General features: G+C 73.8%; 21 protein-coding genes and 1 pseudogene. 11 read left to right on the top strand and 11 right to left on the bottom strand.

Annotation, left to right across the window (positions count from 1 at the left end):
- Positions 1 to 3 precede the first annotated feature (3 nt).
- Complete coding sequence (locus ACVCAH_RS19880; protein ID WP_447137671.1) at positions 4 to 1152, bottom strand: acyl-CoA dehydrogenase family protein; 1149 nt, start codon at positions 1150 to 1152, stop codon at positions 4 to 6.
- A gap of 88 nt (positions 1153 to 1240) precedes the next feature.
- Here ACVCAH_RS19880 and ACVCAH_RS19875 point away from each other — a divergent pair, with 88 nt between their 5' ends.
- From ACVCAH_RS19875 to ACVCAH_RS19865, 3 genes are read left to right on the top strand one after another with little or no spacing between them, the layout of a single operon-like run.
- Positions 1241 to 1906 carry a TetR/AcrR family transcriptional regulator gene (locus ACVCAH_RS19875; protein WP_447137670.1) on the top strand — a complete coding sequence of 222 codons (666 nt, stop codon included), beginning with the start codon at positions 1241 to 1243 and terminating at the stop codon, positions 1904 to 1906.
- A gap of 55 nt (positions 1907 to 1961) precedes the next feature.
- Entirely contained in the window at positions 1962 to 3380 is a 1419-nt protein-coding gene (locus ACVCAH_RS19870) for an aldehyde dehydrogenase family protein (RefSeq protein WP_447137669.1), read from the top strand.
- Complete coding sequence (locus tag ACVCAH_RS19865; protein WP_447137668.1) at positions 3377 to 4450, top strand: alcohol dehydrogenase catalytic domain-containing protein; 1074 nt, start codon at positions 3377 to 3379, stop codon at positions 4448 to 4450. Before ACVCAH_RS19870 ends, ACVCAH_RS19865 begins: the two co-directional genes overlap by 4 nt.
- Here ACVCAH_RS19865 and ACVCAH_RS19860 read toward each other — a convergent pair.
- From ACVCAH_RS19860 to ACVCAH_RS19840, 5 genes and pseudogenes are all read right to left on the bottom strand, one after another.
- Positions 4446 to 4832 (bottom strand): annotated as a pseudogene (locus ACVCAH_RS19860) (dienelactone hydrolase family protein); the annotation flags it as partial. The gene ACVCAH_RS19865 and the pseudogene ACVCAH_RS19860 overlap by 5 nt on opposite strands.
- Positions 4833 to 4834: 2 nt before the next feature.
- Positions 4835 to 6217, bottom strand: a complete 1383-nt coding sequence (gene tnpB / locus ACVCAH_RS19855; protein WP_447137667.1) for an IS607 family element RNA-guided endonuclease TnpB — start codon at positions 6215 to 6217, stop codon at positions 4835 to 4837.
- On the bottom strand, positions 6214 to 6798 hold the full coding sequence (locus tag ACVCAH_RS19850) for an IS607 family transposase (RefSeq protein WP_447137666.1): 585 nt from the start codon (positions 6796 to 6798) through the stop codon (positions 6214 to 6216). Before ACVCAH_RS19850 ends, tnpB begins: the two co-directional genes overlap by 4 nt.
- A gap of 53 nt (positions 6799 to 6851) precedes the next feature.
- Positions 6852 to 7088: a poly(ethylene terephthalate) hydrolase family protein gene (locus ACVCAH_RS19845; RefSeq protein WP_447137665.1), complete on the bottom strand. Its 237-nt coding sequence runs from the start codon at positions 7086 to 7088 to the stop codon at positions 6852 to 6854.
- A 132-nt stretch (positions 7089 to 7220) separates the two neighbouring features.
- On the bottom strand, positions 7221 to 7955 hold the full coding sequence (locus ACVCAH_RS19840) for a YqjF family protein (protein WP_447137664.1): 735 nt from the start codon (positions 7953 to 7955) through the stop codon (positions 7221 to 7223).
- Positions 7956 to 8173: 218 nt separating this feature from the next.
- Here ACVCAH_RS19840 and ACVCAH_RS19835 point away from each other — a divergent pair, with 218 nt between their 5' ends.
- Positions 8174 to 9358, top strand: coding sequence for a low temperature requirement protein A (locus tag ACVCAH_RS19835; protein WP_447137663.1), 1185 nt, complete (start codon positions 8174 to 8176; stop codon positions 9356 to 9358).
- On the opposite strand, the gene ACVCAH_RS19830 is transcribed toward ACVCAH_RS19835, so the two are convergent.
- The gene (locus ACVCAH_RS19830) at positions 9323 to 10543 is read right to left on the bottom strand and encodes a low temperature requirement protein A (RefSeq protein WP_447137662.1); all 1221 of its coding nucleotides are present in this window, start codon (positions 10541 to 10543) and stop codon (positions 9323 to 9325) included. The genes ACVCAH_RS19835 and ACVCAH_RS19830 overlap by 36 nt on opposite strands.
- Positions 10544 to 11080: 537 nt before the next feature.
- Here ACVCAH_RS19830 and ACVCAH_RS19825 point away from each other — a divergent pair.
- From ACVCAH_RS19825 to ACVCAH_RS19795, 7 genes are all read left to right on the top strand, one after another.
- Positions 11081 to 13462: a galactose-binding domain-containing protein gene (locus tag ACVCAH_RS19825; protein ID WP_447137661.1), complete on the top strand. Its 2382-nt coding sequence runs from the start codon at positions 11081 to 11083 to the stop codon at positions 13460 to 13462.
- 90 nt (positions 13463 to 13552) lie between these two features.
- Positions 13553 to 15598 carry a glycosyl hydrolase family 28-related protein gene (locus tag ACVCAH_RS19820; protein ID WP_447137660.1) on the top strand — a complete coding sequence of 682 codons (2046 nt, stop codon included), beginning with the start codon at positions 13553 to 13555 and terminating at the stop codon, positions 15596 to 15598.
- Between the two features lie 238 nt (positions 15599 to 15836).
- Positions 15837 to 16250 (top strand): GntR family transcriptional regulator, encoded by a 414-nt coding sequence (locus tag ACVCAH_RS19815; RefSeq protein ID WP_447137659.1) that lies wholly within the window; start codon positions 15837 to 15839, stop codon positions 16248 to 16250.
- Positions 16251 to 16261: 11 nt separating this feature from the next.
- Positions 16262 to 17152 (top strand): ABC transporter ATP-binding protein, encoded by an 891-nt coding sequence (locus tag ACVCAH_RS19810; RefSeq protein ID WP_447137658.1) that lies wholly within the window; start codon positions 16262 to 16264, stop codon positions 17150 to 17152.
- Entirely contained in the window at positions 17149 to 18141 is a 993-nt protein-coding gene (locus ACVCAH_RS19805) for a transporter (protein WP_447137657.1), read from the top strand. The genes ACVCAH_RS19810 and ACVCAH_RS19805 overlap by 4 nt, the downstream gene beginning before the upstream one ends.
- A gap of 241 nt (positions 18142 to 18382) precedes the next feature.
- Positions 18383 to 18742, top strand: a complete 360-nt coding sequence (locus tag ACVCAH_RS19800; protein ID WP_447137656.1) for a hypothetical protein — start codon at positions 18383 to 18385, stop codon at positions 18740 to 18742.
- Positions 18729 to 19772: a T3SS (YopN, CesT) and YbjN peptide-binding chaperone 1 gene (locus ACVCAH_RS19795; RefSeq protein WP_447137655.1), complete on the top strand. Its 1044-nt coding sequence runs from the start codon at positions 18729 to 18731 to the stop codon at positions 19770 to 19772. Before ACVCAH_RS19800 ends, ACVCAH_RS19795 begins: the two co-directional genes overlap by 14 nt.
- A gap of 71 nt (positions 19773 to 19843) precedes the next feature.
- Here the strand turns inward: ACVCAH_RS19795 and ACVCAH_RS19790 are convergent, their stop codons facing one another.
- The 4 genes from ACVCAH_RS19790 to ACVCAH_RS19775 are packed head-to-tail and all read right to left on the bottom strand — an operon-like array spanning position 19844 to position 26644.
- Positions 19844 to 21076 (bottom strand): hypothetical protein, encoded by a 1233-nt coding sequence (locus ACVCAH_RS19790; RefSeq protein WP_447137654.1) that lies wholly within the window; start codon positions 21074 to 21076, stop codon positions 19844 to 19846.
- A complete protein-coding gene (locus tag ACVCAH_RS19785; protein WP_447137653.1) occupies positions 21073 to 22119 on the bottom strand; it encodes a thiopeptide-type bacteriocin biosynthesis protein in 1047 nt (348 codons plus the stop codon). Before ACVCAH_RS19785 ends, ACVCAH_RS19790 begins: the two co-directional genes overlap by 4 nt.
- Positions 22116 to 24893: a lantibiotic dehydratase gene (locus tag ACVCAH_RS19780; RefSeq protein ID WP_447137652.1), complete on the bottom strand. Its 2778-nt coding sequence runs from the start codon at positions 24891 to 24893 to the stop codon at positions 22116 to 22118. Before ACVCAH_RS19780 ends, ACVCAH_RS19785 begins: the two co-directional genes overlap by 4 nt.
- A gap of 29 nt (positions 24894 to 24922) precedes the next feature.
- Positions 24923 to 26644: a nitroreductase family protein gene (locus ACVCAH_RS19775; protein WP_447137651.1), complete on the bottom strand. Its 1722-nt coding sequence runs from the start codon at positions 26642 to 26644 to the stop codon at positions 24923 to 24925.
- Positions 26645 to 26648 lie beyond the last annotated feature (4 nt).

The following is a 26648-nucleotide window of genomic DNA, read 5'->3' as shown; positions in this document are numbered from 1 at the left end:
AGTTCAGAAGGCGTTCACGCCGGTGAGCGCGCGGCCGATGAGCAGCTGCTGGATCTGGCTGGTGCCCTCGTAAAGGGTGGTGACGCGGGCGTCGCGCAGGTACTTGCCGACCGGGTACTCGTCGATGTAGCCGTACCCGCCGAAGACCTGGACGGCGTTGTTGGCCGCCCGGACGGCGGCCTCGCTGGCGAAGAGCTTGGCCATCGACGCCTCGGTGGCGAACGGCTGCCCCCGGTCGATGAGGTCTGCGACCTGCCACACGAGCAGCCGGGCGGCGTTGGTGTCCACCGCGATGGCGGCGAGCAGTTGCTGCACCAGTTGGTGCCCGGCGATGGGCTTGCCGAACTGGGTGCGCTGCCCGGCGTAGCCGACCGCGGCGTCCAGGCAGCCCTGGGCGATGCCGACGCAGCCGGCGGCCACCGACATCCGGCCCTTGGCCAGGGTGGCCAGCGCCAGCCGGAAGCCGGCGCCCTCGTCACCGAGGCGCGCCGAGTCGGGCACCCGGACGGCGTCGAAGCGGAGTTCGCCGGTGGCCTGCCCGCGCAGGCCGAGCTTGCCGTGGATCTCCCGCCGGGTCAGCCCGGGCGCCTCGGTGGGCACCAGGAACGCGGTGATCCCCCGGTGCCCCGGGCCGCCGGTGCGGGCGAAGACCAGGGCGACGTCGGCGGTGGTGCCATTGGTGATGAACGTCTTGGTGCCGGTGATCAGCCAGTCGTCGCCGTCGCGGACCGCCCGGGTGGTCAGCGCGGCCGCGTCCGAGCCGCTGTCCGGTTCGGTCAGCGCGAAGCAGCCCAGCGCGGCGCCGGTGCAGAGCCGGGGCAGCCACTGCGCCCGCTGCGGGGCCGACCCGTGCGCGGCGATGGACTTGGCGACCAGCCCGAGCGAGACCGAGACGATGCCCCGCACGGCGGAGTCGCCCCGGCCGAGCTCCTCCAGCACCAGGAAGTAGGAGAAGTGGTCGCCGCCGGACCCGCCGTCGTCCTCGGGGATGGTCAGCCCGAGGAAGCCGAGCTGGCCGAGCTTCCCGACGATCTCCGGGTCGACCGACTCCCGCCGGTCCCAGGCCGCCGCGTGCGGTGTCACCTCGCGGTCGACGAACTCCGCGGCGAGTCGGCGGACCGCCGCCTGCTCGGCGGAGAGCTGAAGGTCCATGGCCGATAAACTAGCGGTGCAAGTTAAACTCCGTCCAGACCCGGCTGTGGCAGAGTTTGCGGCGGACCGTCGAGCGAGGGAGGGACGCATGCCCCGGCCACGGCAGGCGCTGCTCAGCCGGCAGCGGATCGTCGAGGCCGCCGCCGCGCTGATCGACGCGGAGGGGCTGGAGGGGTTCTCCACCCGCCGGCTCGCCGCCGAACTCGGGGTGCGCGGGCCGTCGCTCTACAACCACTTCGCCACCAAGGACGAGATCCTCGACGCGGTGGCGGACAGCATCACCGGCCAGGTCGACGTGTCGTTCTTCGGCCGGGTCGACTGGCGGGAGGCGCTGCGCCGGTGGGGGCACTCCTACCGGGCGGCGCTGGCCGCGCACCCGAACATCGTGCCGTACCTGGCGCGCGGGCCGGGGCGGCGGCCGGCGGCGCTGGCCATGGCCGACGCCGTCTACGGTGGACTGGTCGACGCCGGCTGGCCGCCGGCCCGGGCCACCCACATCGGCGCGTTGATGCGCTACTTCGTGGCCGGTTCGGCGCTCGGGTCGTTCGCCCGCGGCTTCGTCGAGGACCCGGGGCTCTACGCCGAGCAGTATCCGCACCTGACCCAGGCGCACCGGCTCGCCGAGCACCAGCAGCGGGTCGACGAGGGCGCCTTCGCGCTCGGCCTCGACGCGCTCATCAACGGCCTCTCCCGCACCTACGAGGCACACATCGGGCCGCTGTCGCCCCTCCCGCCGGCCGGCACGGCGTACTAGAGTCGGGAACCAAAACTTGCACCGCTAGTTTTCGCCGACGTACGTGAGGGGCGCGATGGATCTCGCTCGGACCGACATCTACCTCGACGGGGCCTGGGTCGCCGCCTCCTCCGGGCAGACCCTGGCGGTGCGCAACCCGGCGACCGAGGAGGTCGTCGCGACCGTGCCGGCCGGCACGGCGGACGACGTCGACCGGGCCGTCGCGGCGGCCCGGGCCGCCTTCCCCGGCTGGGCCGGCGCCGTCCCGGCCGCGCGGGCCGCCGCCCTGGACCGGCTGCACGCCGCGCTCACCGCCCGGGCGCACACGATCGCCCGGACCGTCGCGACGGAGCTGGGCACCCCGCTGAAGGTCGCCGTCCGGGTGCAGGCCGGGCTGCCGCTGACCGTGCTGCGCAGCTACGTCGAACTGGCCGGCCGGCCACCGGCGGAGGAGACGGTCGGCAACTCGCTGGTCGTCCGCGAGCCGGTCGGCGTGGTCGGCGCGATCACCCCGTGGAACTACCCGCTGCACCAGGTGGTCGCGAAGCTGGCGCCCGCGCTGGCCGCCGGCTGCACGGTGGTGCTCAAGCCCAGCGAGCTGACCCCGCTGACCGCCTACCTGCTCTTCGACGCGATCCACGAGGCCGGCTTCCCGCCCGGCGTGGTCAACCTGGTGCCCGGCACCGGCCCCGAGGTGGGCGAGGTCATCGCCGCCCACCCGGACGTCGACATGGTCTCCTTCACCGGCTCCACCGCCACCGGCCGGCGGATCTCCCACCTGGCCGCCGACCGGATCGCCCGGGTGGCCCTGGAGCTCGGCGGCAAGTCCGCCAACGTGATCCTCGACGACGCCGACCTGGCCACCGCGGTGAAGGTCGGCGTGGGCAACGCCTTCCTCAACTCCGGCCAGACCTGCACCGCCTGGACCCGGATGCTGGTGCACCGGGACCGCTACGACGAGGCGCTGGCCCTGGCCGCCAAGGCCGCGGCGGGCTACCGGCTCGGCGACCCGTTCGACCCGGCCACCCGACTCGGCCCGCTCGTCTCCGCCGCGCAGCGGGAACGGGTCACCGGGCACGTCGCCCGGGGGCTGGCCGACGGCGGCCGGCTGGTCGCCGGCGGGCCGGACGCCCCGCTGCCCGAGCGCGGCTTCTTCGTCGCCCCGACCGTGATCGCCGACGTCGACCCGGACAGCGCCCTGGCCCAGGAGGAGGTCTTCGGTCCGGTGCTCGCGGTCCTCCCGTTCGACGACGAGGACGCGGCGGTGGCCGTCGCCAACAACTCCCGGTACGGGCTGGCCGGCGCGGTCTGGTCCGCCGACGAGGACCGGGCACTGCGGGTGGCCCGGCGGCTGCGCACCGGCGCGGTCGACGTCAACGGCGCGCCGTTCAACCCGCTCGCCCCGTTCGGCGGCTACAAGCAGTCCGGCCTCGGTCGCGAACTGGGCCGCTACGGGCTGGACGAGTTCCTCCAGACCAAGGCCATCCAGCGGTGAGGGCGCTGGTCGCCCGGGCGGCGGGCGAGCCGCTGCGGGTGGAGGAGGTGGAGCTGCCCGCCGCCGGGCCCGGCGAGGTGCGGGTGGGCATCCGGGCCGCCGGCGTATGCCACTCCGACCTGTCCATGGTGAACGGCACGCTGGCGCCACCGTACCCGCTGGTGCTCGGGCACGAGGCCGCCGGCGTGGTGGTCGAGGTCGGCGCCGGCGTGGACCGGGTCGCGCCCGGCGCGCACGTGGTGCTGAACTGGGCGCCGCCGTGCCGGCGGTGCTGGTACTGCGGGCGCGGTGAGCCGTGGCTCTGCGAGCGGGCCGGGTCCCCCGCGGCCGCGCGGGGCCGGACGTCCGCCGGCGAGCCGCTGCACGTCACGCTCGGCCTCGGCGCGCTGGCCGAGGCGGTGGTCGTTCCGCAGGACGCGGTCATCCCGGTACCGGCGGAGCTTCCCTTCGACGCGGCGGCGCTGCTGGGCTGCGCCGTGCTCACCGGGGTCGGCGCGGTGCGCCGTACCGCGCGGGTGGCTCCCGGCGAATCGGTGGCGGTGATCGGTCTCGGCGGGGTGGGCCTGTCGGTGGTCTCGGCCGCCCGGGCGGCCGGCGCCGACCCGGTGCTCGCCGTCGACGTGTCACCGGCCAAGGCGGAACTGGCCGCCGCCGCCGGCGCCACCGCCTTCCTGCTCGCCGACGACGCGCTCAACCGGGCGGTCCGCGAGCGGACCGGCGGCCGCGGCGTCGACCACGCGCTGGAGTGCGTCGGGCGGAGCGCCGCCATCCGCGCCGCGTGGCGGGCCACCCGGCGCGGCGGGCAGGTGACCGTGGTCGGCATGGGCGCCAAGGACGACGTGGTCGGCCTCAGCGCCCTGGACATCTTCCACTCGGCCCGGACGCTGCGCTCCTCGGTCTACGGGTCGTCCGACCCCGATCGGGACGTGCCGGAACTCGCCCGGGCCGTGCTGGACGGCACCCTCGACCTGGCTCCGCTGATCACCGACCGGACCGACCTGGACGGCGCCGCGGCGGCGTTCGACCGGATGGCCCGGGGCGAGGGCGCCCGCACCGTCGTACTGCCCTGACCGCCGCCCACCGGGTCTTGTCCAGGTTCCAGGGTGCGATCGGCACGGCGGCCTGCAGCGACGGCCGGGACACGGCGGCCTCCAGGCTGCCGCCCCCGCCCATCGAGTGCCCGGCCACGGCGAGCCGGGTGCCGTCGATCCGGCTCCGGACGGAGCTGCGCTGGACCAGGTAGTCGAGCGCCGCGAGCAGTTGGCGGCCCCGGCTGTCCGGCTGGTCGAGCCGGCTGTTGGTCTCGATGCCGATCACCACGAAGCCGTGCGAGGCGATCCGCGGTCCGAGCCAGCTGATGCTGGACCAGGCGGCGGTGTAGCCCGGCGAGATGGCGATGGCGCCGAAGGTGCCCTCGCTGGTGCTGGTCGGGTAGTAGATGACTCCGTTACCTCTCAGTGCGCTTTGGTGAGCACACGGTCGTAGGTAGTCCCGCCTTGCGGCGGGACGGTCCCGGTCTTGCCCGCTGTGGCGGTGCCGGGTTGACGTTTCACGGCCACTGGCCCGCCGGGGCGGGTCTTACGGTTGGCTCCACGTCCTGCCACCGGGCCACTCCCGGCGGTGTCGTACTCGGCCGCGAGGGCGGCGAGGTTGCGTGCGGCGTTGAGGTCCCGGTCGAGGGCCAGGCCGCACGTGTCGCAGTGGTAGGTGCGCTCGGACAGGGCCAGCTTGGTTTTCACCGTGCCGCAGCCCGAGCAGGTTTTCGAGGACGGATACCAGCAGTCGGCCAAGATCAGCCGGCCGCCGTTCCATTCGGTCTTGTATGCCAGCTGCCGGCGCAGCTCGGCGAACCCAGCGTCGGCGATGTGCCGGGCCAGCCGGCGGTTGGTCAGCATGCCGGTGACGTTGAGGTCTTCGACCACGATCGTTGCATGCTGGCGGGCTAGCCGGGTGGTGAGCTTGTGCAAGCCGTCGCGGCGCAGGTTCGCCACCTGGGCGTGGGCGCGGCTGAGGTGGTTCGCGGCGCGCTGCCACCGGTTCGACGGCCGCCGTCCGGTGCGCCGGTCGGGGCCGGTCTTACGCGACAAGGCCCGGCCCAGCGCTCGCAGGCGGCGCTGTGCGTCGATCAGGTGGCGCGGGTTGGGTTCCGTTTCGCCGGTGGACAGCACGGCAAGGTGCGTGATGCCGACGTCGACTCCGACCGTCGAGTCGGGCCACGCCGGTCGACCTTCGGCTCGCTCGACCTCGACAGTGAATGCGACGTGCCATCGGCCGCCATCACGCCGGACGGTCGCGGACATGATCCGGGCGGTGCCGGCCTCCAAACGGCGGGCGAGCTTACGGGCCGACTCGTGCAGCTTCAACCGGCCCAGCCGCGGCAACACCACATGCGCGCGGTCCGGCTCGACGCGGATGGTTCCGGTGGTGAACCGCACGCTCGGCGTCGACCGGCGGCGGGACTTGAACCGGGGAAACCCGACCGGCCGTCCGGCCCGCTTGCCCGAGCGGGAGTCGGCCCAGTTCTTCAACCCGCGGGCAAGGGCGTCGAGGCCGGTGTTGAACGCCTCCTTCGAGCACTCGGCCCACCACGGCGCCACCTCGGCCTTCGCGGCGTTCCACGCCTTACGCAGCGCGGGCAGCGACCACGACACCGCCGCAGTCAGCAACTCGTCCGGCACACCGTAGGAACGCTCCGCAGCACGCTGGTCCATGACCGCCTTGACCCATGCCAGCGCCCAGTTGTACGCGACCCGAGCCGCCCCGGCGTGCGCGAGCACCGCGCGTTCCTGCGACGGGGTGAGGTCGAGCGCGAACCGGTACGCCTGGATCGTCTTCACGCTGGCCCGTCCGGTTCGGTGACGGCTTCGACAGCCCGGCGAGCCCGGTTCGCCGCCGCGCGACGTCCATACAGGCGGGCGCACAGCGACGTCAGGATCTCGGTCATGTCCCGCACGAGGTCGTCGTCCACCTCAGCCGGGTCGACCACCAGCAGTCGCCGGCCCTGCGCCGCCAATGCTGCCTCGACATACTCGGCACCGAACCGGGCGAACCGGTCCCGATGCTCGACCACGATCGTGGACACGGCCGGGTCACGCAACAGCGCGAGGAACTCCTTGCGGTGCCCGTTGAGCGCGGACCCGACCTCGGTCACCACCCGCGACACCGCGAGCCGCTGGCCGGTCGCCCACGTGGCGACCCGTGCCACCTGCCGGTCCAGGTCCGCTTTCTGGTCAGCGGACGAGACGCGGGCGTACACCACGACCTGCCCGGTACCAGCCGTGGCCGCAGCCATCGGCTCGCCGACCATGATCAGCCGGCCGAGCCGGTACGTGGGAACAGGCAACGTCCCAGCCGCGTACTGCCGACGCGCGGTGATGTACGCAATGCCCTGCGACGCTGCCCACTCCTTCAGGTTCACGATGAGCATCATAGCGCCCCCGAGAGCATCAAAGATGCTCGGGACGCCAGCAGTCAGCTACCCCCGCCGAAGCCGGTGACGCTGAGCGAGGAGACGCTCTGCGAGGCGGTGGCGAAGGGGCCCCGGCTGGCCTCCAGCAGGGCGGTGGTCGGGGCGGGGCCGCGCTCGTACGGGTTCTCGGCGGCCTGGGCCGGAGCGGCCGCCAGGACACCGGCGGCGGCCAGGACGGTGGCCACGGCCAGCCCGGCGACGCGGGCGAGGGGACGGGGACGGGTGGTGGTCGGTGACACGTCGGGCACTCCCTGGGGTCGGGGATATCGACGCTCGTCAGTCTTCGACGTGTCGGCCGGTGCCCGCATCGGTGAAATCACCAGTCCCCGGCGGTCCACGGCCACCGGGCGGCCCACCCGGTGCCGGAGCCGTCAGCGGACGACGGCGGGGCTGCCGAACCGCACCGGGACGCCCGGCGAGTAGAGCACGCTGACCGGCGCCGCCCCGGGAGCGGACAGGCCGGCGGCGCGGACCAGTTCGTCGTCGAGGGTCACCAGCTCCGCGCGGTGCAGCGGCCACCGGGGGTGCACGTTGGGCAGGTGCAGGGTCCGGCCGTACGCGCGGGTGTGCAGGCCCCAGCGGGCGGTGAGGAAGTGCTCGAGCGGGGTCGGCTCGGCGATCGGGGCGCCGACCCGCACGCGGAACGCGGTGGCCGCGCCGCGCGGGCCGGGCCAGCGCCGGCGGCTGGTGTAGGTGAGCAGGTCACCGTCGCGGCGCAGGCGCATCCGCGACCACAGGTAGGGCAGCCGCAGGCTCGCCCGGGCGACCAGCACCGGCAGCAGCCGGGACGCGTCCAGGGACCGGAACACCACGGCCCGCCGGCCGGCGACGTCCACGCTGTACAACCGCACGTTGGTCTCGCAGAAGGTGCCCAGGTAGGGCAGGCCCGGGCCGGCGAACAGGCCGAGCCCGACCATCCGGAACCCGATCAGGCCGACGTACGTGCGCCCGTCGAGGACGTCCGGCCGGGTGCCGGGGGGCAGCATCGGCGCCACCACCTCCGGCTCGACGGCCCAGTGCAGGGACGACAGATCCTGCCAGCGCTGCACCAGCACCGGCCGGCGCAGCGGCCGGGCGGCCTCGGCCGTCACCTCCTCGGGATCCACCGGGCCATTGTCACCGGTACGAGCCACCGGGCACTGCCACGGCCGTCCGGGTCGGGCAGATCGACGGCCGGCAACGGCCGCCTGTCCACGAACGCGGACGGTAGGGCCGTTCCGGCGCTGCGGTGACCGGCCGTTCGGTAGGTTGGCAGGTGCTCCGGGCAGTGCCAGGTCGCCGGAGGCTCCCCTCCCGGTGCAGCCCGCCAGAGGAGGCAGACGCGGTGACGTCCAGTCCGCTTCCCCGGATCCTCCGCCGGCGCGGCGAGCCGGAGTATCCGACCTTTCTGGAGCTCTTCTTCGACCTGGTCTACATCTTCATGCTCTCCCGCCTCGCCGAAGGGCTGGCCGAGGACCTCAGCCTCGAGGGTGCCGCGCGCACCGCCGTCCTGCTGCTGGCCGCCTGGTGGGTCTGGGTGCTGACCGCGTGGCTCACCGACCTGTTCAACCCGCGGCTGCCGATCATCCAGGCCACCGTCCTGGCAGTCATGTTCGGCACGCTGCTGATGGCGGTCGCGGTGCCGCAAGCCTTCGACGCGCACGGCGGGCTCTTCGTCGCGGCGTACTTCGCCATCCACGTCGTCCGCGACGCGGTGCTGATCCCCGGCACCCGGGTGAACCGTGCGATCCAGGCCCGCAGTATCCGGGTCTTCTTCTGGTTCGGCGTCACCGTCGTGCCGTGGGTGGCCGGGGTGTTCGTGGATGGCACCGCACGGCTGGCGCTCTGGGCCCTCGCGGCGGCGGTCGACCTCGGGTCGGCCCGGATCGGCTGGCCCACGCCGTGGCTGGGCCGCACCGAACTGGCCAGTCAGATCTTCACCGGCACGCACCTGTCCGAGCGGCACCGGGAGATCTTCATCATCTCGCTCGGTGAGTTGATCCTGACGACCGGCATGGGACTGGGCGGCAGCGGCTTCCAGGCCGGCCCGATGGCCGCCTGCGCGGTGGCGTTCGCCAACGCGATCCTGCTGTTCCACCTGTACTTTCAGCGGGTCCGGCAACTGCTGGCGCCGCCGACCGTCCTGGCGGTGGAACGGGTCCGGCCGGGCACCTCCACCTCGTACAGCCATCTGGTGCTGGTGGCCGGGGTGGTGGTCATCTCGGCCGGCGACACCCTCGTCATCGACCATCCGTCCGGCGCGGCGTCGGCGGCCCTGATCGTCGCCCTGCTCGGCGGGCCGGCTCTGTTCCTGCTCGGCAGCTGCCTGCTCGACGCCGTGGTGACCGGGCGGGTGCTGTGGTCCCGGGCGCTGGGCGTGGTCGCGCTGGCCGCCCTGGCGCCCGCGATGACGCCGTTGCCTCCGCTGGCGATCATGGTCGCGGCGAACCTGGTGCTGCTGCTCATCCTGATCGGTGAGCGGGTGGCCCCTCACTCACGACTGGTCAGCGCCGCCCCGCCCGCCCGGTGAGGCGGGGCCGAGCGCCGGGGGCATCGGCGTCCGGGTGCGCCGCCGGGTGCTCACCAGGTTCGCCGCGGCGATCAGAGCCAGGACGGTCATGGCGAGCAGCGCGACCAGGACCGGCGGCAGCAGGGACATCGCGGGTGCCCCGGCGGCCAGCAGCAGCAGGCCGGCGATCCGCGACCGGGAGACCCGGCCGAACACGGTGTAGTCGAGCAGCGCGCGGCCGACCAGGAAGAGGGCCGGTCCGCCGAGGATGACCGCGACCCAGGACGCTGGCGTTTCACCGAACTGGCGGGTCAGGACGAGGTGGCTGCCGACCGCGACCACCAGGATACCGGCCACGATGATCAGGTGGGTGACCGCGGCGGACTGGGTGAGCAGCGACGGGTTCGTGGACCGGGCGATCGCCTCGGTCAGCAGCTCCCCGGCGCGGTAGATGTAGATCCGCCACATCAGCACCACGATCATGAACACCACCGCCAGCGCCGCGGCCCGCCCGGTCGAGTACTCGCCGAAGCTGAAGGTCGTCGCGGTCACGAAGAGCGCCGCGCCGAGCGCGACGATGATGAACTGCCGGTACCGTTCGGCGACCCGCTCACCCACCAGCCGCCAGCCCTCCGGCCGGAAGCGGCCGAGTCGCGGCACCCGCCAGCCGAGCGCGGCGGCGACGTACTCCACCGCGACCGCCGCCGCCCAGAGCGCCAGCCGGGGCGGACCGGCGAAGAGAGCGCCACCGATCCACCCGAGCGCGGCGATCGCCTCCCAGCACAAGACCCGGACGCTCAGGTTCCGCCCGGACGCGTCCCCCACCACCAGGATGTTGTAGGTGGCCGAACCGAGGTGGATCGTCACGTAGGTGACCGCGAACAGCAGGTCGGCGTCGCCGTACGCGTCGTGCACCAGGGCCGCCAGCAGCAGGCTCGCCGCCATCACCCCGGTGAACACCGTCTGCACCGCCGGCCGGCTGACGTCGAGGGTGTCCGCCGCCCAGGTGGTCAGCGCCCAGACCAACGTGAACGCGAGCAGCAGCACCAGCGTCTCGGCGGCACCGGTCCAGCTGACCTCGTCCCACATCTTCTTGGCGAGCGAGATGAACGCGAAGACGAAGACCAGGTCGAAGAAGAGTTCCAGGAACGCCGGACGCACCGGATCCCGCGGGGCCGCCGCCTCGCTGTCGCCATCGGCTGCCATCGACCAGCCCGTCCCGTCCGGCCGCACTCCCCCGTTCCGCCTCCGACCCTACGGGTGACGGCCCGGTGACCGCGGCGATTGCTCCCGACCGGGGACCGGAGCGGTCACGGCCGCGCGCCAGGTCGGGCGGGGTTGCCGGCTCCGGCCCGGCCCGCCCGGTCAGCCGGCCGGGGCGAGCCGCGCGCAGCCGGTCGCGGTCAGCAGCCCGATGACGGCCGTCGCCGCGGCGCCCGCCAGCCGCCACCGACCACCCGTCGTTCTCGTACCCGTCATGGGCCACGCCCCGTCTCCGGCTCGGCCGGCCGGCACGATACCGCAATGATCATCGACGGGGCCGAGTGCCGGGCTCGTACTGCGCGCGGTTGCGGGTGGCCGGCAACTCAGGCCGCCGACCCGGGTGACGTTCACGCCGACCATCCGGTTCTTACAGGCAAATAGCCGGGATCTTTCAAAGAGCAGTCAGAGCATTGCGGCCGCGTGTCCGGCGCTGGCATGATGACCGTCAATTCTCGCCGGCCTGGTGAAGGAGCGGTGGCCATGGCGCTCTCCCGCCGCAAGCTGATCGGTTCCGTCGCGGCGGGCTCCGCGCTCGCCGCCGTCTCCCCGGCCGACCTGGTGCCGGCTCTCACCCGCCCGGCACGCGCCGCCAGCCCGCCCGGCGACGTGGTCGGCCGGATCACGGTCGGCTACCAGGGCTGGTTCAGCTGCCCGGGCGACGGGGCGCCGATCGGCGGCTGGTGGCACTGGAGCCGCGACCGGTTCCAACCGCCGTCACCGGCCAACACGACCATCGTCTCCTGGCCCGACATGCGGGAGTACGCCCGCGGCTACTCCACCGCCTATCCCAACCTCGGCAACGGCCAGCCGGCCCAGCTCTTCTCCTCCTACGACCAGCAGACCGTCGACACCCACTTCCGCTGGATGCAGGAGCACGGCTGCGACACCGCCGCGTTGCAGCGGTTCAACCCGTTCGGTGACGAGGGGCCGACCCGCGACGCCATGGCGGTCAAGGTACGCGCCGCGGCCGAGCGGTTCGGGCGCAAGTTCTACGTCATGTACGACGTCACCGGCTGGACGGCCATGCAGTCCCAGCTCAAGGAGGACTGGACGACGAAGATGTCGGCGCACACCGCCTCCCCGGCGTACGCCCGGCAGAACGGCAGACCGGTGGTCTGTGTCTGGGGCTTCGGCTTCAACGACGACGGCCGCCCCTTCGCCCCCGCGCCCTGCCTGGACGTGGTGCGCTGGTTCAAGGCGCAGGGCTGCTACGTCATCGGCGGGGTGCCGACCTACTGGCGGCAGGGGATCAACGACTCCCGGCCCGGCTTCGCCGAGGTCTACCACGCCTTCGACATGCTCTCGCCGTGGATGGTCGGCCGCACCGGCACCCTCGACGGGCTCGACTGGTTCCACACCAACGTGAACGTGCCCGACCTGGCCGACTGCGCCGCGCACGGCATCGACTACCAGCCCTGCGTGATGCCGGGCGACCTGTCCGCCGGGCACCGCCGGCACGGCGACTTCTACTGGCGGCACTTCTACAACACCGTGCGGCTCGGCGCCCAGGGCATCTACATCTCGATGTTCGACGAGTTCAACGAGGGCAACCAGATCGCCAAGACCAGCGAGACGCAGGCGAGCACGCCGGCCGGGGCGGGCATCCGGTCGCTCGACGAGGACGGCACCCTCTGCTCGTCCGACTACTACCTGCGGATCACCGCCGACGGCGGGCGGATGCTCAAGGGCCAGCTCGCTCTCACCCCGGTGCGGCCGACGCCGCCGGTCGTCGGCGGCAACCCGCCCACCGGTGACCTGGCCGCCGGTCGGCCCAGCACGGCGAGCAGCCAGCACGGCCCGTTCGTCGCCGGCAACGCCGTCGACGCCGACCCGGGCAGCTACTGGGAGTCCGCCAACGGCGCCTTCCCCCAGTGGTGGCAGGTCGACCTGGGCGCCAGCCACCCGCTGGCCCGCCTCGTGCTCGCCCTGCCGCCCGGCTGGGAGCCGCGCACCCAGACGGTGTCGGTGCAGGGCAGCACCGACGGCTCGGCCTTCAGCACGCTGACCGCGCCGGCCGCCGTCCGCTTCGACCCGGCCACCGGCAACGCCGCCACCCTGTCACTGCCCGGGGCCGCCGCCCGGCACGTCAGGGTGACGATCGCCGGCAACACCGGCTGGCCGGCCGCGCAGCTCGCCCGGGTGCAGGCGTACGCGGCGAGCGGCACCCCCACCCCACCCACGGCGCCGGGCAACCTCACGGTGACCGGCCGGAGCGCCACCAGCGTGTCGCTGGCCTGGACCGCCTCCACCGACGCCGACGGGGTGGCGAGCTACCAGGTGCGCCAGGGCGGCCAGCCGGTCGCCTCCGTCACCGCAACCTCCGCCACCGTCACCGGGCTCAGCCCGGCCACCGCCTACACCTTCACCGTCGTCGCGCTGGACACCGCCGGGACGCCGTCGCCGCCGTCGAACGCGGTCACGGTCACCACCACCCCCGCCCAACAGGCCGACCTGGCCCGGGGCCGGCCGGTGGCGGAGAGCAGCCACACCCAGGACTACGGCTGCGCCAACGTGGTCGACGGCAGTCCGGACAGCTACTGGGAGAGCGCCAACAACGCCTTCCCCCAGTGGGTGCGGGTCGACCTCGGCGCACCGACGACCGTCGGCCGCGTCGTGCTCCGGCTGCCGCCGTCGCCGGCCTGGCAGACCCGCACCCAGACGCTCTCGGTGCAGATCGGCCCGGACGGCGCGGCGTGGACCACCGCAGTCGCCGCCGCCGGGCGGGTCTTCGACCCGGCCACCGGCAACCAGGTGACGCTGACCTTCCCCGCCGCCCAGGCCCGGTACGTGCGGGTGCACATCACCGGCAACACCGGCTGGCCGGCGGGACAGCTGTCCCAGGTGGAGGTGTACGCCCCCTGACCCGGCGGCGGGCCGGTCCCCGGCCGTCCGCCCGTACCCCCGCCCCACCCGGCCGGCGGGATCCCCACCACCGACAGAAACGAGTCACCGATGTTCCGACGTGTCCCACCGGGCCCGCCGCGGTCGTCGCGGCGGCGCCGACCCGCGCGGACGGTCGCGTCCGCCACCGCGCTCGCGCTCGCGGCCGGCGCGCTGGCCGGCGCGCCCGCCCCGGCCGCCGCCGACCCGGCCGGCCAGCGCCCGGTCGTGACCCGGGCCGCCCTCGATCCGGCGCTGGTCGCCGGCCGGGGCGCCCGGGTCGGCTTCCTGGAGCAGGAGGCGGAGAACGCCTACACCGACGGCGAGGTCATCGGCCCCGACCGGACGGCCTACACGCTGCCGTCGGAGGCCTCCGGCCGGCGGGCGGTACGGCTGACCCCCGGCCAGCACGTGGAGTTCGTCCTGCCCTCCGCGGCCAACGCGATCACCGTGCGCTACAGCATCCCGGACGCGCCGAACGGCGGCGGCATCACCGCGCCGCTGGACGTCGCGGTGAACCGCAAGCGGGTCCGCACCATGACCCTCACCTCGCAGTACGCCTGGCTGTACAACCAGTACCCGTTCACCAACGACCCGCAGGCAGACCTGCTCCACCCCGACTGGTGGATCACCGAGTGCTCCTGCGTCCCCGCCCAGACCACCCCGTACCCGAGCATCTCCAAGCCGTTCCGCCCCAGCCACTTCTACGACGAGCAGCGCCTGCTGCTCGGCCGGACCTACCGGGCGGGCGACCGGATCCGGCTCACCGTGCCCGCCGGCAGCAACGCCGCGTGGACCGTCATCGACCTGCTCGACTCCGAACTGGTCGGCCCGCCGCGGGTCCGGCTGGCGGCGGCGAACGTGCTGGCGTTCGGCGCCGACCCGACCGGCCGCCGGGACGCCGCCCCGGCCATCGAACGGGCCATCGCCTTCGCCCGGCGCACCGGGCTCCCCGTCTACCTTCCGCCGGGCACCTATCAGGTGAACCGGCACATCATCGTCGACGACGTGACCATCGAGGGCGCCGGCAACTGGTACACGATCATCAAGGGCCGGGAGGTCGCGCTGCCCACCCCGGCGCCGGACGGGTCCGTGCACACCGGCGTCGGCTTCTACGGCCGGGACGCCGCCGACGGCGGCAGCCGGAACGTGCACCTCTCCGGTTTCGCCGTCGAGGGCGATGTCCGGGAGCGCATCGACACCGACCAGGTGAACGCGATCGGCGGCGCGCTGAGCGACTCGACCATCGAGGGCCTCTATCTGCACCACACCAAGGTGGGCATGTGGTTCGACGGGCCGATGCGCAACCTGCGGGTCACCGACAACATCGTCGTCGACCAGATCGCGGACGCGCTGAACTTCCACACCGGCGTGACCGACTCGCTGGTGGCGCACAACTTCGTTCGCAACACCGGCGACGACGGCCTGGCGATGTGGTCGGAGACGACGGCGAACGCGCGCAACACGTTCGCCAACAACACGGTGCAGTCGCCGGTGCTCGCCAACGGCATCGCCCTCTACGGCGGCACCGACAACACGGTCTCCGGCAACCTGATCGCCGACCCGGTACGGGAGGGCAGCGCCATCCAGCTCGGGTCCCGGTTCGGCGCGGAACCGTTCACCGGTTACGTCCGGGTCCGGGACAACACCACCGTCCGCGCCGGCACGTACGAGCTGAACTGGAAGATCGGCCTCGGCGCCATCTGGCTCTACGCGCTGGACCGCAGCATCGACGCGCGGATCGAGGTGGTCGGGGACGCGTACCTCGACAACACGTACAACGCCGTCATGCTGGTCAGCGAGTGGGCGGTGAAGGACCTCTACTCGATCAGCAACGTGCACTTCCGGGACATCCGGGTGGACGGCACCGGCACCTCGGTGGTGAGCGCGCGCGCGGCGGGCTCGGCGTCGTTCCAGAACGTCGACGCCCGGCACGTGGGCGCGGTCGGGGTCAACAACTGCGGGTCGTTCCACTTCACCCCGGCCGGTTCCGAGTTCTCCCTCACCGACCTGGGCGGCAACGACGGCGGCTGGCTCGCCCCCTGGCAGTTGCCGAACACCATCACCTGCGACGACCGGCCGCCGGTCGTCCCCCCGCCACCACCGGCACCGTGGTGAGCCGGGCGGGGTCCGGGCATCCGAGGGGATGCCCGGACCCCGCCCGTTCGGCGGCGGCGATCAGGCGGCCCAGCGGGCGCTGTCGCCGGCCGTCGCGGCGAACGCGGTGCCGCTGACCATCCGGGCGTCGTCCGCGCTGGCACCCACCACCCCGGACACATCGCGAATTCCGGGCTGTTCGCCGACCGCGCTGTCCTATAGTCTTACTGCCGTAGGACAATAGGAGGGATCGTCGCGGGTGATCGAGTTCGTGCTGGACGGCCGGTCCAAGGTGAACACCTACGTGCAGCTGGTGCAGCAGGTGAAGCAGGCGTTGCGGGTCGGCCTGCTGACCCCGGGTGACCAACTGCCGAAGGTTCGTGACGTCGCGCAGTCCCTGGCGATCAACCCGAACACGGTGTTGAAGGCGTACCGGGAGTTGGAGATCGAGGGCCTCGTGGAGGGGCGCCCCGGGTTGGGCACGTTCATCCGGCGCACGCTCGCCGGCGCGTCCCTGCCCAACCAGGCGGAGCTCCGCGACGACCTGGTGGCCTGGCTGCACCGCGCGCAGGCCGCCGGCCTCGGCCACGAGGACATCACCGCGCTGGTGGAGACCACGATCCGGGCCACCCTCCCGGCCGGGCCGCCGCAGACGGAAAGCGTGAGCAGATGAGAGGAGACCGGATGGACGTCGTGCTGGAGACCGACCAGCTCGGTAAGCGGTACGGAAACAAATGGGCGCTACAGGACTGTTCGCTGCGGTTGCCCGCCGGCCGCATCGCCGCCCTGGTGGGGCCCAACGGGGCGGGCAAGAGCACCCTGCTGCACCTGGCGGTGGGCCTGCTGCGGCCCGAAGCCGGCGCGGTGCGGGTCTTCGGCGAGACGCCGTACGGCAACACCGCTGCCCTGTCCGAGATCGGGTTCGTCGCCCAGGACACCCCGCTCTACCCGGACTTCACCGCGGCCGAGCTGCTCACCCTCGGCGCCAAGCTGAACCGGCGCTGGGACGGGGCGCTGGCCCGCAACCGGCTGGCCGAGCTGGGCATCCCGCCCCGCAAGCCGGTCGGGCAGCTCTCCGGCGGCCAGCGCGCCCAGGTGGCGCTCGCCATCGCGCTGGCCAAGCGGCCCCGGCTGCTGCTGCTCGACGAGCCGGTGGCCAGCCTCGACCCGCTGGCCCGGCGCGAGTTCCTCCAGTCGTTGATGGGCAGCGTCGCCGACGCGGGGACCACCGTGCTGCTCTCCTCGCACCTGCTCGCCGACCTCGAACGGGTCTGCGACTACCTGATCGTGCTGCACGCCTCCCAGGCACGGCTGGTCGGCGCCGTGGACGACCTGGTCGCCGGGCACCGGCAGCTGCTCGGGCCCCGGCACGGCGGCGACCCGATCGCCGGCGTCTCGGCGGTGATCCGGGCCAGCCACACCGACCGGCAGTCCACCCTGCTGGTCCGCACTGACGGGGCGATCGTCGATCCGCGGTGGACCGTCCGCGAGGTGTCCCTGGAGGACGTCATCCTCGGCTACCTCGCCGACGGCGAGGCGCAGGCGAGCCACGCCGAATGGGAGGTGCCGGCATGATCTGGCTGACCTGGCGTCAACACCGCCGGCAGGCGCTCTTCACCCTCGCCGGCCTGGCGGTCCTCGCCGCCGTGCTGGTCCCGACCGGCTTCGCCATGCGCAACCGGTTCGCCGACCTCGGCGGTCCGGAGTGCGTACGCCAGCTGGCCCGGTCCGAGCTGGCGCCGGGCGTAGTCGAGTCCTGCAACCGGGCGTTCGACCAGTTCAGCAACCAGTACGGCACGTTCAACCTGGTGGGCGTCCTCTTCCTCGTCCTGCCGCTGCTGGTCGGCCTGTTCTGGGGCGCTCCGCTGGTCGCCCGCGAGGTGGAACAGGGCACCCACCGGCTGGTGTGGACCCAGGGGATCAGCCGACGCCGCTGGGCGATGGTGAAGTTCGGGCTGGTCGGGGCGGGGGCGACGGTCGCGGCGGCGAGCTACGGGCTGGGCATGTCGTGGTGGCTGAGCCCGTTGACCCAGGCGGAGCGGCAGGGCCGGTTCGACGTCATCTTCTTCGACATGCAGGGCCTGGTCCCGGTCGGCTACACCGTCCTCGCGGTGGCGCTGGGGATCTTCGCGGGCACGGTCTGGCCCCGGATGCTCCCGGCCATGGGGGCCACCCTGGCCGGCTTCCTCGGCCTGCGCATCGCCCTGGTGGAGTTCGCCCGGCCGCACTACATGGCGGCGCAGACCCGTACCTTCCCGGTGGAGAGCGACACCCCGATGCCGCACCGGGTCCACGGCGACTGGGTCCTCGCCAACGGCATCCGGGACGCCGAGGGCAACATGGTGGCGGCCAACGCGCAGATCGCCTGTCCACCCGGCGCGACCGGGCCGGCCGGCGGGCGCTGCGGTGCGGAACTCGGCCTCCAGCCGGGCGCCTACAACTGGCAGCTCTACCAGCCGGCGGACCGGTACTGGGCCTTCCAGTACATCGAGACGGGCATCTTCGTCGCCCTCGCCGCGCTCCTGCTGTTCTTCGCGGTGCGCCGGATCCGGCGGATCGCCTGAGCCCGAGGGGGCGACCGCCGGGCGACGGCTCGTCCGGCGGTCACCCCACCGGCGTCGCGGCGAGCGCCGCCGTCGTCAACCGGGCGGCGTCCGCCAGACACCGCCGGCAGCGACCCGTCCCGGGTCGGGATGCTTGCCGCGGGTGCCTACCGTCGAGGACGGCGGTACCACCCGGGCACGCCCGGCACCCGCGCCCGAGGGCTGGTGCGGGAGCCGGATCGGCGATCAGTAGGGTAGGGATGTGTCTCTATGGATGGCCGCGATGTGGGGACTGGTCGGCAGCGCGGTGGCGGAGGCGCTGAACCTCTACGGGATGATGCGCCCGACCACCGAGTCGGGGCACCGGTGGCAGTGGCCGTGGCGGGACCCGCGGGACCGGCCGATCGTGCTCGTCGCCGTCCTGCTGCGGATGGTTGCCGGTACCGGGCTCGCCGCGGCGGCCGGCGCCGGTGGCCTGGCCACCACCGCCTTCGCCGCCTTCACCTTCGGGGTGGCGGCGCCCCTGGTGATCGCCAAGATGTTCGACCAGATCCGGGTGGCGGACCAGCCCGCCGACCCGACCGGCGACGGCGTGAACGGCAGTCACGATGACGCCGCGTGACGGCTTCCTCCGCCGGCTCGTCGTCGCCCTGGCGGCCCGGCCCGCCACCACCGCCACCACCGTCCCCCCGCCCACCCGGACCCGGTTCGCCGCCGCGCTCGCCGCCCGTCCGGTGGCCGACGGCCGGTCGGGCTCCGGGCGGGTGCCGGCGCTGGCCGACCGGTACCACGACGGCAAGCTGACCCAGCGGGTCCGGGACGTGCTGGCCGGCATCCTCGGCACCACCGCCGACCAGCTGCGGGTCGACTCCGACGGCGACGTCGGCATCCGCGCCGGTTCCGCCATGATCTTCGTACGCACCCAGGAGGACCCGCCGCTGGTGGACGTTTTCTCGCCGCTGCTCACCGGTGTCGATGCCACCGAGACGCTCTACCAGCGACTCTCCGACCTCACCAACGGCCTGGTGATCGGGCGGGTCTACTGCACCGGGGACACGGTCTGGGCGTCCATCCCGGTCTTCGGTCAGGACTTCCAGCCCACCCAGCTGCTGCTGGCCCTGCGGGCCATGATCGAGCTCGCCGACGACCTGGACGACCAGCTCCGGCAGGAGTTCGGCGGCAGCCGCTTCTTCGGCCCCGAGGCGTCCGGCCTGGTCGCGGTCCCCGATCCGACCGGCTACCTGCGCGACCTCGCGGCCTCCGGTGAGACCGGCGCGACCGGCGCGGGCAGCGTCCTGGTCGACCTGCTGGCCGACCGTGGCCGCACCGAGGAGCTGCGGCTGCGCGCCGAGCACGGCGACTGGCACGCCGCCTCCCGGCTCGCCGCGCTGCTGGCCGGCCGGGGCCGCGCCGACGAGGCCGAGCGCTACTGGCGGATCGCCGCCGACCAGGGCGAGCCCCGGGCCCGCCACGAGTTGGCCACGCTGCTGGCCGGCCAGGGCCGGCACGACGAGGCGATGGCACTGCTGCGGCAGGCGGTCGCCGACGACGACTGGCGTTCACTGCCGCTGCTGCTGACGCTGCTCACCGAGCACGGTCGGGTGGACGAGGCGATCGCCCTGCTGCGGCAGCGCGCCGGCGCCGACGGCTGACCCGCCCGGCCGCTCCCGGCCGCGGACCGTGCCGTGACGACGGAGGTGACCCCGGCGTCGGGACCGCCCGGTCAGCCGGTCCCGGTCGACGCGGTCGGGCGCCGGGCGGCGACGCGGGCGAGCAGCGCCGCCACCAGCACCGCCTCGGCGACCAGGATGGTGACCGCCCAGCCGGCGCCGACCCAGCGGTGCAGCGCGTCGTACCAGTACCGCACCAGCAGGGTCAGCACGGTCACCGCGAACGCCGCCGAGGCCAGGCCGTAGAGGGCGTACGCGGCCCGGTCCCGTGGCCGGTAGCCGCGTACCGCGCCGACGCCGTGGCGCAGCAGCCGGCCGTAGAACCGGTAGCTGTCGGCCCGCAGGTCCGCCAGGTTCAGCGCGTGGCCGAGCATGTGGTAGCCGTCCAGCCGCAGGAACGGCACCAGGTTGATCGCGGCGGTGGCGGAGCCGAAGAGCAGCATCGCGCCGGCCAGGTCGTGCAGCGCGCCGGCGGTCGGGCCCCACCGGTGGACCACGGCGAACGGCACCAGGGCCAGCATGCTGACGAAGACGCCGGCGAAAGCGGTGGCCACCCGCCGGCGCGGGGTGAACAGCACGATGTCGTCGACCTTGCAGTACGGGGCCAGCATCGGGAACCGCCACATCACGCCGATCTCGGTGACCCGCCCGCCGAAGTGCCGGCAGGTCAGCCCGTGCGCGCACTCGTGCAGGAACACCACCGCCCAGGTGATCACCACGGCGGCCAGCACGGCCGCCAGCGGCCTCCCGCCCCGGCCCACCTCGGCGAGGAGCTCGGGCAGGTGCAGCGCCACGTATCCGGCGACGGCCAGCACGGCCAGCAGCGCCGGGACGACGAACCACCAGCTGAACAGCGGCGCCAGCCCGGGCAGCAGCCGGGTGAAGAGCCGCTCCGGGTCGAACAGCGGGAACCGGGCCGACAGCGGGCCGCGCCGGGTGCGGGCCGCGTTCTCGGCGGCCGTGGCGGTCAGCCGGGCGAGCGCCTGCGGATCCGTCGTACCGTCGAGCAACTGCCGCTGGTGCAGCATCCCGAAGAGCTGCTGCCAGCTCTCCGGTCCGAGCCGGCGCCGGTAGGCGGTGGCGTACTCGGCGGCCAGCTCGTCCAGCGTCCGGTGGCCGTCCATCCGGGACAGCAGGAAGTGCTCGCGCGGCCCGATCCGGTAGAACCAGCCGGTCTCCGGGTCCTTGACGTGGTGGACGAGCTTCCCGTCCCGCCACTGGCCGGGCCCGAGCGTGATCCCGGCGCGCAGCCGGGGCCGCACGCCGGTGGCGTCGGCGGTGGTCATCGCCCGGTCGCCGGGGCGAGGTCGTCCAGCAGCGCCGTGCGCAGCAGGTACGACAGGTAGATCTCGTCGAGGATGCTCACCCCGAGCCGGTTGTTGGTCATGTGCACGTACGAGCTGAGCAGGATGGGCAGCGCGGCGTCGAGGTCGGACACCACGGTGGGCTCGCCGCCGCCGCGCTGGAACACCAGCTCGCCCCGCTCGGCCGCGGACACGACCCGGTCGCGCAGCTCGCGGCAGTGCGCCGACCAGCGGCCCGCCACCCCGCCGGGCCGGACGTCCGCGCCGTCCCGGGCGGCCGCGCGGATGTCGGCCAGCCGTGCCCGCAGCGCGTCGTCCATCCGCCGGTAGCTGGTGTCGAAGCTGTCGTGGTAGTCGTCGCTCGGCTCGGAGTAGGAGACCTCCCAGAACCGGCGGTACTCGTCGAGGAACCCGGCGATCCGCTGGTCGTCGGCGAGGAAGACCGCGCACATCATCATGGTCAGCTGGGCGGAGAGGCCGAGCAGCACCGGACGCACGTGCACGTTCGTGGTGGCGAGCAGGTCCAGCACCACGTCGCTGGAGTGCTCGAAGTGCCACTCGGCGAGCTCGATGCCGGCCGGTCCGCCGTAGCGGCCGTACTCCCGCTCGTACGGGATGTGGTGGTAGCTGTTGTTCGCCCGCATCGGCATCACGCCGTCCGACCCGTACTCCTCGTCCCACCGCTGCCGGCCGTACTCGGCGAGGTACATCTGCTTGTACAGCTCGCCGAGCCCGTCGCTGTCTACCTCGTAGAGCGCGGGGCGGCGGCGCAGGAACGCGTCGACGGCGGCGTCCACCCGGGCGCGTACCACCGCCGGATCCACGCCGGGGGCGGGCAGCACCCGCAGCCGTACGTGCGGGCCCTCCATCCAGTACTTGATGAAGAAGTACCGGCTGATCAGGCCCTCCGCGCGCAGCTCGTCCACCAGCGGCCGGACGCCCTCGACGAGCATCGGGTTGGCGTTGCTGGCGTAGAAGACGTGGACGCTGAGCCAGCCGTGCGCCACCGGGGAGGGGAAAGTCATCGGTCCACCTTTCCGGCTCGGACGCCGTTGAGTTCGACGGTGAGTTCGGTGACGTAGCTGCCGGCGGGCCCGCGCAGCACCTGCTCGTCACGGTCCGGGAGCATCTCGGTGAGCACCAGCCGGCTGCCCGCCCCACGCCCGGTCGCCTCCAGCAACTGCAGGCAGAAGTGGCTGTCGAAGTCGACGTAGAGCGGCTTGTGGTCCGGCCGGCCGGCCGCACCCGGCTGGCCGGCCTCGTCACCGGCGGCCGGGGTGAGCCGGGTGCCCTCCGGCGTGGCGAAGACCCGGCGGGGCAGCCCGTTCTCCCGCCGCCACCGCTGCCAGCGCAGGAACCAGTCCGCGTCGCTCTGCTCCGGCGTGCGCGGCGGTGGCAGGTGGTCCGGGTGCAGCTTCCACATCCGCCGCTGCAGCACCAGGTCGCCGTGCACGATCCGCGGGTAGCCGGCGATGCCCCGCCCGGGCAGCGGCACGCCGGTGCCGGCCCACAGGTCCGGCTGCGCCATCCCCAGGTAGGCGAAGGTGAGCAGCACCTGCTGCACCTCGGGCAGCGCCATCGGCAGCAGGAACCCCAGGTAGACCGGGATCACCTCGGCGTCGAGCCGGCGGGAGCGCAGCAGCAGCCGGTCGGCCACCGGGTCGTGCTCGACGCTGAGGTCGTCCATCCGGATCTGCTCGCCCGCCGGCCGGAAACTGACCTCGCCCGGGCAGACCAGCTCGTACGGGGTGACCGCCGGGTGCAAATTGAGGTTGGTCGCGTCGTACCCGCCCTTCAGCTCGGCGAGCACCGCGCCGGGCGGCTGGAGCCGGGCCAGTTCGGCGCGGAGCGTGCCGGCGAGGTCCTGGTCGGCGAAGAGGTGAGCGAACCGGGAGAAGAGCAGGGTCATCCCGGAGTACACCCGGTTCACCACCACCCGGTGCCGGTCACCCTGGTCGGCGAGTTGGAGGAAGAAGGACCGGGGGTCGAGCGTGCCGAGCGTCTCCGGCACCATCGCGGCGACGTCGGCCATGAACGCGTCGTCGAGGCGCAACTCCTCGGCGCCGGGCGGCAGCCGGTCGTACGCCTCGTCGACCCGCCGGGCGACCTCGATCCGGGCGTCGTCGAGCGCGGTGATCTCCTCCTGCCGGAACCAGTTCTCCTGCCGGACGTAGCTGTTGTCCGCGTCGAAGGCCCGGCGGCGCATCATCCGCCCGGTGTAGTGCTCGAAGAAGTCCTGCTGGAACTCGTGGGCGAAGGTGAGCAGGTCCTCGCAGCGCCCACCGGCGCCGTACCGGGCGCGGAAGAAGCCCTTGGTGGCCAGCCGGCGGGGCAGGTTGATGTCGAACACCGGCATGATCCGGGCCAGCGCCCGCAGCGCCGGCAGGACGTCCCGCTCCCAGCTGCCGCGGCCGGCGGTGACCGGGCCCCGGGTGCGCAGCGTGGCGTCCTCGTAGAGCAGGGTGCGGGGAGCGGGCACGTCGGGGCGGCCGAGGTCCGCGTGGGCCGCGGCGAGTTCCCGGCGGATGTCGGCGAGCACCCGGCGGCGCCCGGCGACGTCGTGCCCTGGGTAGCCGGTGGCGAGCCGGTTGACCCTGTCGACCCGCTCGGCGAGCCGGTCCGCCCAGTCCCGGCCGATCCGCCGCAGCGCGCGCCGGTAGCCCTCGACCGGGTCGTCGGCGTGGATGTCCAGGTGCAGGTGGGGCACCACCAGCAGGCCCACCCGGAGCAGGTGGTGCAGGTACTGCTCCACCTCGGCCGCGGGCCGCCCGTCGGTGGCCAGCTCGGCGACCAGGTCGGCCAGCCGCCGGACCCGACCGGCGGCGAGCGCGGCCAGGATGTCGTGCAGCACCCGTCCGGTGGGCAGCACGAAGAGCGACTCGTGGATGGACTCCAGGGTGACCGCGGCGTCGCCGTCCTCCGATCCGGTCCGGCGCCGGCGCAGGTACCGCAGCCGGCCCCGCTCGATCCGCCACCCGGTGGTGAGGGCGACCGGCAGGTCGGCGCGGAGCGCCTCGTCGGCGAGCACGATGGCGGAGATCCGGCCCAGCGCGGCCAGGTTGAGCCGGGCGATGCCGCGCTTCGCGTCGGCGGTCCCGGCGGTCGCCGTCACGGCGTCGAGCAGCGGGCCGGTGCCGGGGTCGAAGGTGCCGACGTTCACCGTGGTCAGCCGGCTGAACGGGCTGGTCTTGGCGGCGGTGCGCAGGGCGTACTCGAGCAGCGACCGCTCCACCCGCCGGGCCCGCTTGCCGGGCCGGCCCGGCCCGGCCAGGTAGCCGGGCAGGTACTGGTCCAGCGACGGGGAGGCGAGCAGGATCCCGCCGCGCAGGTCGGGGTCGTCGGCGAGGTCGCGCAGCACCGCGCGGCGCTCGGTCAACTCCTCGGCCAGCACCGCCGCTCCCCCGGCCAGCTCGCGCCGGTACCCGGCGTGCTCTGCCAGCCAGTCGGTCAGCGACCGGTGGGTGTCCGCGCCGAGCCGGTCCCTCGGCCACCCCGCCGGGTCGTCGGGGTCGGGCCGGCGCAGGTTGTACACGTCGCGGCGCAGCCGGATCAGTCGCCGCCGGAGCCGGTCGTCGTCCAGGTTGCGGGCCACCGCCGTCTCGAGGGCGTCGGCGAGCTCCCGGCCGGCGGTCCGGAGGTGGTCCTCCAGGTCGAGGACCCGGCGGGCCCACGCGGCGCTGCGGTCGAAGGCCAGCCGGTCGGCGACCTCGAGCGGCAGGCCGGCGGTACGCAGCATGAAGACCTCGGGCATCCGCCAGGACACCTCGGTGGCCGATGGTGCGGGCAGGGCGACCGTCACGGGGATCTCCTTCGTCGGCGGGGTGGACGTCACAGCCGGTACGCCAGGTCGGCGGTGGCGTCCGGATGCCGCCCGAGCAGCAGGAACAGCACCGTCCGTTCGTCGGTGCCGGTGCGGCCGAGGGCGGCGTCCATGGCGACGTTGTCGAAGCCCAGCACCGCGCCGCAGCCGATGCGCTGGGCGGTCGCCGCGCAGTACGCCCGCTGGGCGACGGCGCCGATCTCGGCGTTCAGGATCCGGTAGCCACGCGGGCCGACGGCGTCGAGCACGGCGTCCAGCCGGCCGGAGACGGCCAGCACCGCGCCGACCTGTCCCATCGTGTAGTTGGTGAGGAAGTACTGCTGTTGCAGGAAGGCGGACATGCCGCCCTCGGGTTCCGCCCCGGCGGGCAGCAGCGCGTGCCGCCGCGGACAGTAGGCGTAGCTGCCGGTGGCGAGGCCGTCGACGTGGTTGGCGAAGACCCAGAGCCGGGTCAGCGCCGGCCCGCCGGACGCCGCGGCGTCGGCCGGGTGGGAATCGGGGGGTTCGGTATCGGCCGGCCCGGCGTCGGCCGGGTGGTGTCGGCCGGCGGCGGCGAAGGCGAGGGTGGTGCCGAGCTCGGCGACGGTCAGCTCCGGCGGTCGGCGGAACCGGCCGAAGCTGCTCGACCGGCTGGCCATAACCGTCGACAACGGACGGTCCAGTTGCGCCGTCAGCGGCGCGGGCAGGGCGACCGGATCGCCCGGCAGCTCCTGCGGGGCGGCGCCGGCGAGCGCACCCGGCGCGGGAACGGCCGGGACCGCCGCCGCCCGGTGCACCGCGCTGACGGCCGGGAACCGGCGGATCCGTCGGGACCGCTCGAAGGCCGGGTACCGCACCCGTAGCTCGGGGGCCGCGTCCCGCTCGGCGCCGCCCGACCGGGGCCCGCCGGTCGACCGGTCGCCGTGCCACCCGCTGCCCGCCGGTCGGTCGACCGGCCGGCGGTCAGCGGGCGCGGGATCGTCGGCCCACTCGACCGGGACGACGGCGAAGACGCCCTCCTGGTCGCTGTCGAAGCCGAGCAGCCGGTCCAGCGGCGCCGGGTCGAAACAGAGCAGCCGCCGCAGGGGTACGCCCAGCGCGTCGGCGAGCAGCTCCCACGAGCCGAGCAGCGCGCCGAGGTCCTGGGTGACCACGTGGTAGCAGAAGCTGTTGTACTTGAAGGAGTTCTTCCAGAACCGGATGGCGGCCAGCAGGAAGCTGTCCCCGGTGCCGGCCGCCCCGAGCGCGGCCCGCACGGTGCCGCCGACGTCGCCGAGCAGCAGCCGCTCCAGCACGTGCTGGCCGGTGTGGTAGTGGTACACCCCGGGCAGCAGCGGCCCGGACGCGCCGCTGACCAGGTAGAGCTCGACCGGGTACATGCCGCCGCCGGAGGCGGTCCCCCGGCCCCACACGGCGTGCTCGAAGTGGGTCCGCTTGGCGACGTCCTGGTTCCAGTTGACCGTCAGCCGCCGGTCGAGCACCCCGTACGACAGCCGCAGCAGCGTCGCCAGCCGGGGCAGCGACCAGCCCACCCGCGGCGGCGGACGCTCCCCGGTGAACAGGTCGCGCAGGGTGGGCAGCTCCGGCAGGTCGGCCGGCAGCGGCACCCGGGGCGCGCCGGGATAGCTGGTGTGCCGGGAGGGCTGGTCGGCCCAGTCCACCTCGTAGTCGAGCGGCTCCATCGGCACCCGGGCCCGGCGGAACACCGCCCCGGCGTAGTCCCGGACCACCTCGAGGGCTTCCTGCTGCATGTCG

It is taken from the genome of Micromonospora sp. LZ34 (genome assembly GCF_052981855.1).
This window is presented reverse-complemented; position numbering and strand designations above follow the sequence as displayed.